Below are 12,064 nucleotides of genomic sequence, written 5' to 3'. Positions count from 1 at the left end.
AACAGCAACACGGCAAACCATTGACCTCCGATGAATTCTGGTCCACCTTTTCATCAATCGAAGTCCAACTTGGTGATTTGATCCAGCATGACTGGTCCCAGGAGGGCAGCAATGCGCGCAAGAAGACTCACCGGATCCCTGACCTGTCTGGCCGTCCTGACACTGACGGCCGCCGGCTGCGGTCTGGCCGGCGGCGGTTCGGACGGCGGCGACGCCACGGCCGGCGGCTGCAAGGTCGACAAGGGCAACGTCGGTTCCGGGAAGCTCTCCGGCGAAGTCAAGGGAAAGATCACTTTCCAGACCACCAACCTGAAGAAGGACTTCGGGAAGTACTTCAACGGCGTCATCGACGCCTTCGAGAAGGCCCACCCCGGCACCGAGGTCAACTGGATCGACGACCCGGGCGACGCCACCTTCACCCAGCGCCTGGTCGCCGACGCGCAGGGCTGCACGCTGCCGGACGTGGTGAACATCAACGTCAACACGGCGGTGGCGCTGACGAAGAACGGCTACCTGCTGAACCTGGACGACAAGGCACCGGACGCGGGCAAGCCGTTCACGCCCGCGCTGTGGAAGTCCAGCATGTACGCCGACGCAGACGGCAAGAAGGTGCACAGCGTGCTGCCCTGGTACTCCGGCGGCATCGTGCAGACGTTCAACACCGACCTGATGAAGAAGGCGGGCCTGGATCCCGCCAGACCTCCGACCACCGTGCTCGGCCTGTTCGACGACGCCGAGAAGATAGCCAAGGCCTCCGGCGGCGAGTACTACGCGTTCCTCGCCAACCCGCAGCTGCGCATCCCCGCCGACTGGCAGCAGATGGGCATCAAGATCCTCTCCCCGGACGGCAAGAAGTTCACCTTCGCCGACGACCCGAAGACGGCCCGGTGGGTCGACGCCATGACGAGCCTCTACAAGGCCGGCGGCATGCCCAGGGACTCCCTGTCCTCCACACAGGACCCGGCCAACGTCTACGGCCAGGGCAAGCTGGTCTACGGCCCCACCAACCCCAACTTCCTGCGGTTCATCCAGCAGAACAACCCGAGCGTCTACAAGAAGACCGGCGTGGCGCCCTTCATGCTGGACGCCCTCGGCCACACCGTCGGCGCCCCGCAGTACATCGGCACCGCGTCCACCAGCAAGAACGCCTCGACGGCGCTGGCCTTCGCGCGGTTCCTGACGAACGCCGGGAACCAGCTGGAGTGGGCCAAGGACCCGAACGTCGTCATCTTCCCGTCCACCACGGCCTCCCTGAACGACCCGTTCTTCCAGTCGGTCAAGGGCGACGACCCGTTCGCCGAGGCCCGCAAGATCGTCGCCAGTGACCGCAAGACCGCCACGGCCGACGAGATCGCGCTGACGCCCGGCGAGCTGAACGCCATCTCGGCCCAGATCCAGCTGGCCATGCAGGGCAAGAAGAGCGCCGAGGACGCTCTGAAGGAGGCCCAGTCCAAGGCGAACCAGCTGATCGAGCAGGGCAGTTGAGGATGACCCAACCGACCGTCCACAAGGCGCCCGCCCCCGCTCCCCCGGGTGCGGGCGCCCGACGCCCCGGCGCTTCCCCCGCGCCCGGCACGCCGGGGCCCCTGCGCCGCGCCCTCCGCTTCGTCACGCCCGGCGCGAGCGCCGACGCGGGGGGTGCGGCGCTCTACCGCCGCTGGTGGCTGCCCTGGCTGTGGATGACCCCGGCGATCATCGGCGCGACCGTGTTCGGGGTCTTCCCGTTCCTCAACACGGTCGTCGTCTCCTTCACCGACGCCAAGCCGCTCGGCGGGGCGTACGACGTCGTCGGCCTGGAGAACTACCGCCGGATGCTGGGCGATCCGGACTTCTGGGTGGCCACGCGCAACAGCCTGCTGTACGCGCTGTTCGTCGTCCCGCTGATGGTGCTGCTGCCGCTGCTGCTCGCGATCCTCGTCGAGAAGAACCTGCCGGGCATCGGCTTCTTCCGCTCGGCGTTCTACACGCCGGTCCTCGCCTCCAGCGTGGTCGTCGGCCTGAGCTGGCAGTGGCTGCTGAGCGACCAGGGGCTGGTCAACACCTGGCTCCAGAAGGCGCACCTCATCCGCGAGGCCATCCCGTTCCTGTCGGACTCGTGGCTGATCCTGCTGTCGGCGATGGGCCTGACGCTGTGGAAGGGCCTCGGCTGGTACATGATCTTCTATCTGGCCGCCCTCGGTAACGTGCCCAGGGAGCTGCACGAGGCGGCGGCGGTGGACGGGGCGGGCGCCGCGCGCCGGTTCTGGCACATCACCGTGCCCGGTGTCCGCCAGTCGATGATGCTGGTCGGCACCCTGACCGGGATCGGCTCGCTGCGGGTCTTCACCGAGATCTACATGCTCGGCGGTGCCACCGGTGGCCCCGGCGGCGCCGACCGCACACTGCCCTTCTACATCCGCGACGTCGGCCTGGACCCGCTCACCGGCAACGCCGGCTACGGCGCGGCCGTCAGCGTCGCCCTGTTCGCACTCACCCTCGGCCTCACGCTGCTCGCCCAGCGCCTGACGAAGGAGGACGAGTCATGACGACGACCGCCGTCGACAAGCGCCGACGTCTGATGCCCCGCTGGCGCGACTACGGCCGCCCGCGCGAACTGGCCCTGCGCTACCTGCTGCTGGTGTTCGTCCTCTTCATCACCGTCGGCCCGCTGCTGTGGCAGCTGCTGTCGTCCCTCAAGGGCGCGGGCGAGGACGTCTTCGGCGCGGGCGCGTCCCTGATCCCCCGTGACCCGTCGCTGCGGGCGTACCGCGAGGTCTTCGACCAGGTGCCGGTGTGGACCTACATCGGGAACAGCGTGGTCATCGCCCTGCTGTCCATCACCAGCCAGCTCGTCTTCTCCACCATGGCCGGCTACATGCTGTCCAAGCCCGGCTGGAAGGGCCGCAAGCTGGTGTGGATCGTGCTGCTGGCCTCCATGATGTTCCCCTTCGAATCGATCATGGTGTCGCTGTTCCTCAGCATCCGGGACATGGGCCTGGTCGACCACCTGGCCGGTGTCTGGCTGCCCGGCTTCGTCGCCGCGATCAACGTCCTCATCATGCGGGCCGCGTTCCTCGCCGTGCCGCGCGAGATCGAGGACGCGGCGATGCTCGACGGAGCGGGCGAGTGGAAACGCTTCCGGTACCTGTACCTGCCGTCCGCCTACGGCGCGATCCTCGTCGTCACCATCAACACGTTCATCAGCGCCTGGGACGACTTCCTGTGGCCGCTGATCGTGCTGCGCACCGAGGACCACTTCACGCTGACACTGGGCCTGGCAAGGCTTCAGACCTCGTCCTTCGGCTACGACCAGCGGATGGTGATGGCGGGCTCGGTGATCTCCGTGATCCCCGTGCTGGTGCTGTTCGTCATCACCCAACGGTGGTTCTACAAGGGGGTTTCCTCAGGGGCCGTGAAGCTCTGAGTCGGTACGGCGGTCAGGGCGGCCCGCGCGGACGCGGCGACCCGGAACTCGACCACCGTGCCGGGCGGAACGGCGGTACGGAAGTCGGCGCCGAGCCGGAAGGCGACCGTGCGGGTCTCGCCCGGCGCCAGGTCGACAGCCTGGAAACCGCACAGCTCCAGCGTGCGCGGCCAGACGGGGGTCCGCAGCCGGCGCAGATAGAGCTGGGCGACGGAACGGCCCTGGCGCCGACCGGTGTTGGTGATGCCGGCCTCGACGGTATGCCCTGACAGCCGCGGGGGGCCGTACGCGAAGGTCGTGTACGACAGCCCGTGCCCGAAGGAGTGGAGAGGCTCGGCGCCGGAGTCCACGTAGCCGCCGTACTCGGTGTCCTTGTGGTTGTAGTGGACGGGGAGCTGGGCCGCCGAGCGGGGCAGGGAGACCGGCAGGCGGCCGACGGGCCCGGCGAGACCGAGCAGCACTTCGGCGATCGCCTCACCGCCCCACGGGCCGGGGTACCAGGCGGTGAGCAGCGCGGCCGGCGTGCCGGGCACGACGTGCGGGCGGCCCTGGATCAGCACGACCGCTGTCGGCGTCCCCGTCGCGATCACGGCGTCCAGGAGCGCGTACTGGGCGTCGCCCAGCCGCAGTCCGGCCAGATCGACGCCCTCGCCGCAGGTCATCTCGGACACGGCGGTGCGCGCGGCCCCGTTGGCGTCGAACCCGGTCCCGGCGGGACGCGCGCTGCTGCCGCCCAGCACCAGCACGGCGACATCCGAGGCGGCGGCGTGGGCGATCGCCTCGGGGACGCCCGACAGGTCGCCGCCGGTGAGGGCGCACCCCTGGGCGTGGCGTATGTCGATGCCGGGCGGGGCGAGCTCGCGCAGCCCGTCGAGGACGCTGGTGCCGGTGCCGGGCCGTTGCGGGGCGGTGTAGTCACCCAGTTGGTGGACGACGGTGCCGGAGTGCGGGCCCAGGACGGCGATACGGGAGACGGTCGCCGGGGACAGGGGCAGCAGGTCGTGGTCGTTGTGGAGGAGGGTGACGGCGGCGCGGGCGAGGGCGGTGCTCAGGTCGCGTCCTACGGCCGGGGGCGGCGACGGGCAGGTGGAACAGGGCTGTTCGAACAGGCCCAGGCGGAATTTTAGCCGCAGGACGCGCGCCACGGCCTCGTCGAGAGCCGTCTCGCTCACCAGCCCCCGCTCGACCGCCGTCTCCAGGTGCGTGAAGCCCTCGTCCCACAGGCTCAGATCCACACCGGAGGCGAGCGCGAGGGCGCCCGCGGCGACCTTGTCCCCGGTGATCCGGGCCAGCCGGTCCACGGCCAGTCCGTCCGCCATGACGAGACCCTGGAAACCCCAGCGCTCCCTGAGCAGTTCGTGGAGCAGGGCGCGGTTTCCGGAGCAGGGCAGGCCGTCCACCTCGTTGTACGCGGCCATGACGGCGGCGGCCCCGGCGCGGACCCCGGCACGGGCGGCGGGGAGGTGGATCTCGTGCAGCTCCCGGAGCCCGAGCTCGGACTCGGCGGAGTTGCGGCCGCCTACGGTCGCGCCCTGCCCGGCGAAGTGCTTGAGGACGACGGGGGCTTTGTCGGCGGGGAAGTACTCGGCGGGTGCGCCCTGCATGCCGCGCACCAGCGCCTCCGTCAGCCGGGCGGCCAGGTACGGGTCCTCGCCGAAGCACTCCTCCGTCCGCCCCCAGCGCGGGTCGCGGGCGATGTCGAGGGCCGGGACCAGGGCGACGTGCCCGCCACGGGCGCGCAGTTCGGCGGCGGCGTGTGCGGCGGCCCGCTCGTACAGCCCGGGGTCCCAGCCCGCGCCGACGGCCAGGTTGACGGGCATGACCGTGCCGTCGAGGGCCATGTGCCCGTGCGGCACCTCCTCGACGAACAGGGCGGGGATGCCGAGCCGGCTGCGCTCGACGACGTGGCGCTGGACGAGGTGCGCCAGTTCAGCGCCGTCCGACGCGCCGGAACCGGTGGCGTGGTCGACCCCCGACCAGGCGTCGGCGCGCAGCAGTCCGTACAGCGCGCCGAGTCCGGCGAAGCGCTCGGTCTCGGCGTACAGGGCGTCGGTGAGCTCGAAGGCGCCGTCGGGGGTGCGGCGGTAGGCGTCCCAGCCGTACATCCGCTGGTTGAGCTGACCGGCCTTCTCGCGCAGGGTCATACGGGAGAGCAGGTCGCGGACGCGGGCGTCGACTGGGGCGGCGGGGTCGCGGTACCGGGGCGTGCCCTGCCGGGTGGCGGTCACGTACGGCCGCCGTGGGCGAGGCGGGCCAGGGCGACGGCGCCCCGGCAGCCGTCGGGGACCCAGTCGAGGGTGAGGCCGAGGGCGCTCAGGCGGGTTTCGAGGCGGTCTGTGAGCGGCCCGTCGGGCCCGAGCAGCCCACCGGTGGCGACCACCCGCTCCCCGGGGCTGGGATCCAAGGCCCTTACGGTCTCCGTGAGTTGGTCCGCCGCCTCGTCGAGGATCGCCAGGGCGACCGGGTCCTCGGCGTCCCGGGCCGCCGCGACGACCAGCGGCGCGAGCCGTGCCAGGCGGATGGGGTGCTCGGCCATGACGGCGGGGAGCAGATGCCTGCGGTAGGCCTCGCGGTGGGGGCGGGACCAGGGGGTGTCGTCGTGGGGCGGGAGGGGGCGCCGCCCGACAGCCGGAGAACCGGCCACACCGCCGACCGCGGCCCCGGCTCGTCCGGCCTCCCCCGGACCGGCAGGCCCCCGCCCGCCCACGGCTCCAACTCCTCCGGACTGCCCCGGGCCGACCGACCGCCCACCCGCACCGGACTGCCCCGGGCCGGATGGCCGCCCGCCCGCAACCCCGGCCCCTCCGGACTGCCCCGGGCCCAACGACCCCCCGCCCCCACCGGACTGCCCCAGGCCGGCCGATCGCCCGCCCGCGCCGGACTGCCCCGAGCCGGATGGCCGCCCGCCCGCAACCCCGGCCCCTCCGGACTGATCCGGACCAGCAGGCCCCCGCCCGCCCACGGCTCCAACGCCTCCGGACTGCCCCGGGCCGACCGACCGCCCACCCGCACCGGACTGCCCCGAGCCGGATGGCCGCCCACCCGCACCGGACTGCCCCGAGCCGGATGGCCGCCCGCCCGCACCGGGCTGCTCAGGACCGGCCGACCGCCCGCCCTCGGCCACAGCCCCTCCGAACCGCCCCGAACCAGCCGCCCCCCGCCTGCCCGCGCCGCTCGGCCCCGGACCGGCCGACCGATCACCCGCGCCCCCAGCCCCTCCCGACCACCCCGGCCCGGTCACCGGCGGCACCGCCTCGTGCCGCCCGTCGCGCGACGCGCCCTCCGCGCCGCCCGGGACCACGTCGGGGGACAGTCTGCGCACCGCGCCACCGGCTGCGGCACCGCCGGGCAGGGCGTCGCCCGGCACCCCGAGTTCCCGGCCCACCGTCGCCGCCAGCACGGTCGGCGCGCCCCTGCCGTCGGCCATGCGCAGTGCGGCCCGTACCGCCGCGCGGCCGATCCAGAAGCCGCTGCCGTCGTCGCCGAGGAGCCAGCCGTCGCCGTCCACGGTGACGGTGCCGCGGCGGTCGGTGATGCGCATGGCGACCGCGCCCGTGCCGGCCACCAGGGCGAGACCGTCGGCCGGGGTGCCCGGGGCGGAGGCGAAGGCCGCTTCGATGTCGCTGCCGATGACGGGCGGGCCGGCGTCGATGCCCAGCCGGCGCAGGGCGGCGGTGAGGGCGGCCAGGGCGTTGCGCCGCCCCGGCTCGTCGGCGGCGGCGCCGGTCGCGCCCGCGAATCCGCCGGCCACGGCCACGACCCGGTCCCTGACCGGCTCCGGCACGGCCCGCCCGACGGCCTCGACGAGGTGCTCGGTGAGCTGCGGCAACGGCACGGTCAGCGCGTTGCCCGGCCCGGCGGCGCCCTCGCCCACCGGGCGCCCGTCGTCGGCGGTCGCCAGGACCGCCCGGGTCCGCGTGCCGCCCGCGTCGAGACCGACCACCAAGTCTCGACGTTCCTGGTTCAATTCATTACCCATTGCCGACTATGGTGATTGATGCATTCACCCAGGGCAAGACCCGACCCGAGGAGGATCCCATCCCTACGCTCCGCTTCGGCGTCAACTACACGCCCCGCCGCGGCTGGTTCCACTCCTGGCACGACTTCGATCCGAAGCACGCCCGCGAGGACCTGGACCAGATCGCCGCCCTCGGTCTCGACCACGTCCGGGTCTTCCACCTCTGGCCGCTCCTCCAGCCCAACCGCACACTCATCCGCACCGCCGCCGTGGACCAGCTGGCGCACCTGGTCGACCTGGCGGCCGAGGCCGGTCTCGACGTCCTGGTGGACGGGGTGCAGGGCCATCTGTCCAGCTTCGACTTCTACCCGGAGTGGACCCGCGGCTGGCACCACCGCAACGTCTTCACCGACCCGGAGGCCGTCGCCGCCCAGGCCGACCTCATGCGGACCCTCGCCCGCGCCCTCGCCGGCCGCCCCAACCTCATCGGCCTCCAGCTCGGCAACGAGCTCAACAACCTGGTCGAGCACAACCCCGTGACCCCCGACGAGGTGGACCACTACCTCGACACCCTGCTGGCCGCCACCCGCGAGCACCTGCCCCGCGGCCGGCTCGCGACCCACTCCGCCTACGACGCGGCCTGGTACGGCGACGACCACCCCTTCACCCCTCAGTCCTCGGCCCGCAAGGGCGACGTCACCACCGTCCACCCCTGGGTGTTCTCCGGCGACTGCGCCCGCCGCTACGGCCCCCGCTCCCCGCAGGTGCTGCACCTCGCCGAGTACGGCACGGAACTCGCCAAGGCCTACGCCGAGGATCCGGCCCGCCCGGTCTGGGTCCAGGAGACGGGCGCCCCGGAACCGCACATCCCGGCGGCGGACGCGCCCGACTTCGCCCGGGCGACCGTACGGAACGCGGCCGGGTGCGAGGGACTGTGGGGCGTGACGTGGTGGTGCTCCCACGACGTGGACCGCTCGCTGGCCGACTACCCGGAACTGGAGTACACCCTGGGCCTGTTCGACGCGCGGGGCGGCGCCAAGCCGATCGCGACCGCCCTCGCCGAGACGGTCGCCGAGGTCCGCGCGGGGCACCACCCGGCGCGCCCCCGCGACACGGCCCTGGTCCTGGACTGCACGCCGTCCACACGTTCCGTGTCCGGCCCGGGCGGCGCCTGCTTCGACGCGTGGATGGCCCTGCGCGCCGAGGGCGTCCGCCCGGCGGTGGTCCTGGCGGCCCGGGCGGACGACGCCGCGTACCTGGCGGCGCGCGGCATCAAGGAGGTCGTACGAGTGCCGTAGGGGCTCAGCTCAGCCGCCCGCCAGCACCTCGGCGACGGCCCGCAGGTTCACCCGCCCCCGCCCGTAGGAGCACAGCGCGCCGCCCTCCGGCAGCCCGGTGTCGACGCGTACGGCATCGGGCCGCCGGGCCAGCAGGGCGGCGCGCAGCCGCTCCTGCCAGGGGTGCAGCCCGGCGTCGCAGGTGGCGACGACCAGCGGTGCGTCACCGGACGCGCGCAGGACGCCGCCCACGACGGCGGCCGGATCCACCGGCTCCCCGGTGACCGCCGTCCCCGTGGCCGCGGGGTCGACGGCGCGCACCTCGGTCAGCAGGTCCTCGCCGCCCCAGTTGAGTGCGGGATGCGGCGGCGGGAACAGGTCGACGACATGGGCGCCGCGCACGGCCGGCGGCACCGGCCGGCCGCGGACGGCCCGGCGGGCCGCCTCCAGCCCGGCCCCCGCGTCCCAGCCGTCGACCGCCGCGGACGGAACCGCGTACCGCCCGGCGAGCCGCCGCACCCGCCCGGCGGCCTCCCGCAGCCGCTCCTCGGACAGCGCACCGGAGCGCAGCGCGCCGAGCACCTCGTCGCGGCAGGCCAGGGTGACCTCCAGGTCCGGCACGGCCACGATCACCTGGTCGGCACCCGCCGCGAGGGCGATCCGCGCCCCGGCGGCCTCGCCGTAGCGGTCGGCGATCGCCTTCATCTCCAGGGCGTCACTCACCAGGACCCCGTCGAAGTCCAGCTCGTGCCGGAGCAGATCGCCCAGGATGCGGCGGCTCAGGGTGGCGGGTCGCTCGGGGTCCAGCGCCGGGAACACGACGTGCGCGCTCATGACCATCGGCACGCCCGCGTCGACGGCCGCGCGGAACGGTTCGAGGTCGGCCCGCAGTTCGTCGTACGGCCGCGGATCGACGGCGATGCCGTGATGGCTGTCGGTCTCGGTGCCGCCGTGGCCGGGGAAGTGCTTGGCGCAGGAGGCGATGCCGCGCGCCTCGGTGGCGGCGATCCAGGCCCGCAGATGCCGGGCGGCGAGCGCGGGTCCGGCACCGAAGGAACGGGTGCGCACGATCGGGTTGCGCGGATGGTGCTGGAGGTCGGCGACCGGGGCGTAGGAGACCGTGATGCCGAGGGAGGCCAGGTGCCCGGCCAGGGCGTCGGCGCAGCGGGCGGTCAGTCCTGGCTCGTCGGCGACACCGAGGGCGAACGACCCGGGCACCTCGGGAGCGCCGGCACCCGCCAGGTGCCCGATCCCGCCGCCCTCGTTGTCGATCCCCACGAGCAGGTCCGGCCGGACGGCCCGCAGTTCCTCGGTGAGCCGCCGCACCTGCTCCGCGTCCCGCACGTTGCGGGTGAACAGGATGACCCCGCCGAGCCCCCGGTCGACGAGCCGCTTGAGCTCGTCCGGAACACCCGTGGTTCCGGCGAACCCCGCGACGAGACAGCGGTGGGCGGCCTCGTCGAGGTCGACGGGGAGGCCGGCGGGGCTTGCGGAGGTGCGCGCGGAGGAGGTCACCCCGGACATCCTCTGGCTCACTCAGCCGTAAGTCAACGGCTCTACGGTTCACCAATTCACCACCCGAACGCGCACCCGTCGATCACCGAAAGGCGGCAGCGCAGAAACCCACGAGGTAGGAGACGGCGAAGATGACCGGTACCCACTGCTCGACATGAGTCAGGGGCATGTACTTGCGCCAGTCACGTCCCTCTCCGGACGCCTTCCACTCCGCCCGGGAGTACGCATAGGCCGGGAGCCGCTCCTCCAAGGCCCCGATCACCGCCCACTTGGCGAAGTTGAGCTGCCGGTACGAGCGCACCATGACGTACCACGCCGCGCACTGGGCGAACAGGATGACCAGTCCGGCCAGCAGCAGCAGGACCGGCAGGCCGACCACGCCCCGGGCCGCGACCGCCGCCAGGGCCGCCACGACCGCACTGTTGAGCGACAGGAAGAAGGTGTTGGTCAGAGCGCGCCGCGAACTGACCCGGTCGGCCATCTCCACGCAGAGTTTGTACTGCTCCAGTACCGCCTGCCGGTACCTGTCCTCCGCCTCCGTGTAGCCGGACGGCCCGACCGCCTCGTTCCACAGCACGTCCCCGATGTCGCTCATGCCACCAGCATGACGAAGGAGGTGGGCCGTTCACCCACGGCTGGCTCCTTCCGGCCACACCACGTCCACCGGGATGCCGGCCGCCCGGGCTCCGAGCACCGCGTCGGCGGTGCCTCCGCCCCTGCCGCCCGGGGGCTCGCCGTTCCATACGGCGACGAGCCGGTCGGCGCGTGCCAGCAGTACGGCGTTGGCGGCGTCGTACGCCTGCCGGCCGGCCGTCTCGTAGGACAGCGCGAGCACCTCGTCAGCGGCTTCGACGAGCCGGTCGAACAGCCGGGCACGGCCGGCCTCGGCGTTGATCCGGCGGTAGTCCCTGGAGGGGATGACCACGACCAGGCGTCCGCCGAAGGCGAGGACGGCCTCGGCGAACAGGGAGTCGGCGCCTTCGGCGATGCAGGAGACACCGACCAGTTCGTGCGCGACGGCACGCCGCTCGAGCAGGTCGTCCAGGGCGGTGCGCACCAGAGGGACGCTGTCGTCGGTCAGGTCCATGTGCCCGGTCACGGCGAGGGTCGTCACGGTCCTCTTCCCATCGGTGCGTCGGCGGATCGTGGCTCACCCTGGCACGATCGGGCGACCTCGGACAGGCCGGGCGGCGCTCGTCGTCCGCGCCTCGCCGACGACGAGGCCGGTGCCCCGGTACGCCTCACGGGGGAATCGAATCCGGCCATGTCGTCCCCAGCACCCCCAACTGGTGCGGAACGGCTCCGTGTTGCGCTCCCGCACCTCTAGAATCGGCGCGACATCACGGCCGTACACGGTCGGCCTGAGCCGAGAAAGACTGCGTCGAGCACGAGCCTCCCAGCCTTGTTCCTCGGCGCGCGGCGTTCGCGAACGGGGGATGTTGGGATGCCCGCTGCCAATGAGGCCGACGGGGCGCTGTTCTCGTTACCCATGGTCGTCCCCAGGACGACCGAGTACACGCGCCTGGGCGTACCGCCCGAAGCGACGGCCGACGAGATCCGTGCCGCCGCCAACCGCCACGACGCCCGGCTGAGGGCCCGGGGTGCGAGCGACGAGGAGATCGCCGCCGCGCACGCCGCCAGTATCGAGAACGCCGATGCCCGTGCCGCTCACGACGCCCGGTTCCCACCGCTTGAGCTGCTGCGCCTCGTGCCGACCTGGGAGCCGATGTTCGACGCGGACGAGAAGGCGATCGGCCTGGCCGTACTGCGCAGGGAGATCGAGGCCTTCCTGACAGCGGCAGGCGAGTCCGTCCATCACCCCATGGACACCACCCGTACCGATTTCACCGGCGACTTCGCCCGCACCCATCTCCTCGACGGCTGCGCCGGCGAGTGAACCCCGGAGGTCCC

Annotated in this window: 10 protein-coding genes; 5 read left to right on the top strand and 5 right to left on the bottom strand. The window is 72.8% G+C overall.

The features are described from left to right. Nucleotides 1-111 precede the first annotated feature (111 nt). Genes QC385_RS13030 through QC385_RS13020 form a run of 3 tightly spaced genes read left to right on the top strand, consistent with a single transcriptional unit; the run spans nucleotide 112 to nucleotide 3,403 of the window. The gene (locus QC385_RS13030; protein ID WP_279541457.1) at nucleotides 112-1,485 is read left to right on the top strand and encodes an extracellular solute-binding protein; all 1,374 of its coding nucleotides are present in this window, start codon (nucleotides 112-114) and stop codon (nucleotides 1,483-1,485) included. 2 nt (nucleotides 1,486-1,487) lie between these two features. Further along, the gene (locus QC385_RS13025) at nucleotides 1,488-2,525 is read left to right on the top strand and encodes a carbohydrate ABC transporter permease (protein ID WP_279541456.1); all 1,038 of its coding nucleotides are present in this window, start codon (nucleotides 1,488-1,490) and stop codon (nucleotides 2,523-2,525) included. Continuing rightward, nucleotides 2,522-3,403 (top strand): carbohydrate ABC transporter permease, encoded by an 882-nt coding sequence (locus QC385_RS13020; protein ID WP_279541455.1) that lies wholly within the window; start codon nucleotides 2,522-2,524, stop codon nucleotides 3,401-3,403. The genes QC385_RS13025 and QC385_RS13020 overlap by 4 nt, the downstream gene beginning before the upstream one ends. On the opposite strand, the gene QC385_RS13015 is transcribed toward QC385_RS13020, so the two are convergent. Further along, nucleotides 3,367-5,547, bottom strand: coding sequence for a glycoside hydrolase family 3 N-terminal domain-containing protein (locus QC385_RS13015; protein WP_279541647.1), 2,181 nt, complete (start codon nucleotides 5,545-5,547; stop codon nucleotides 3,367-3,369). The two genes, QC385_RS13020 and QC385_RS13015, sit on opposite strands and share 37 nt — an antisense overlap. A gap of 80 nt (nucleotides 5,548-5,627) precedes the next feature. After that, nucleotides 5,628-7,346, bottom strand: a complete 1,719-nt coding sequence (locus QC385_RS43990; RefSeq protein ID WP_336621284.1) for a BadF/BadG/BcrA/BcrD ATPase family protein — start codon at nucleotides 7,344-7,346, stop codon at nucleotides 5,628-5,630. 44 nt (nucleotides 7,347-7,390) lie between these two features. Here QC385_RS43990 and QC385_RS13005 point away from each other — a divergent pair, with 44 nt between their 5' ends. Continuing rightward, nucleotides 7,391-8,659, top strand: a complete 1,269-nt coding sequence (locus QC385_RS13005; protein ID WP_279541454.1) for a glycoside hydrolase 5 family protein — start codon at nucleotides 7,391-7,393, stop codon at nucleotides 8,657-8,659. 9 nt (nucleotides 8,660-8,668) lie between these two features. Here QC385_RS13005 and QC385_RS13000 read toward each other — a convergent pair whose 3' ends face one another. The 3 genes from QC385_RS13000 to QC385_RS12990 form a co-directional block, all read right to left on the bottom strand. Continuing rightward, entirely contained in the window at nucleotides 8,669-10,162 is a 1,494-nt protein-coding gene (locus QC385_RS13000) for a glycoside hydrolase family 3 N-terminal domain-containing protein (protein ID WP_279541453.1), read from the bottom strand. Nucleotides 10,163-10,235: 73 nt separating this feature from the next. Continuing rightward, on the bottom strand, nucleotides 10,236-10,748 hold the full coding sequence (locus QC385_RS12995) for a RipA family octameric membrane protein (RefSeq protein ID WP_279541452.1): 513 nt from the start codon (nucleotides 10,746-10,748) through the stop codon (nucleotides 10,236-10,238). Nucleotides 10,749-10,778: 30 nt separating this feature from the next. Beyond that, nucleotides 10,779-11,267: a hypothetical protein gene (locus QC385_RS12990; protein WP_279541451.1), complete on the bottom strand. Its 489-nt coding sequence runs from the start codon at nucleotides 11,265-11,267 to the stop codon at nucleotides 10,779-10,781. Between the two features lie 330 nt (nucleotides 11,268-11,597). On the opposite strand from QC385_RS12990, the gene QC385_RS12985 reads away from it, so the two are divergent. Beyond that, a complete protein-coding gene (locus tag QC385_RS12985; RefSeq protein WP_279541450.1) occupies nucleotides 11,598-12,050 on the top strand; it encodes a hypothetical protein in 453 nt (150 codons plus the stop codon). Nucleotides 12,051-12,064: the final 14 nt, after the last annotated feature.

The sequence above is a fragment of the Streptomyces sp. DH10 genome (assembly GCF_029813805.1).
Lineage (GTDB): Bacteria > Actinomycetota > Actinomycetes > Streptomycetales > Streptomycetaceae > Streptomyces > Streptomyces coeruleofuscus.
Note: the sequence above shows the minus strand (reverse complement) of the source record. Positions and strands in the feature narration are given on the sequence as shown.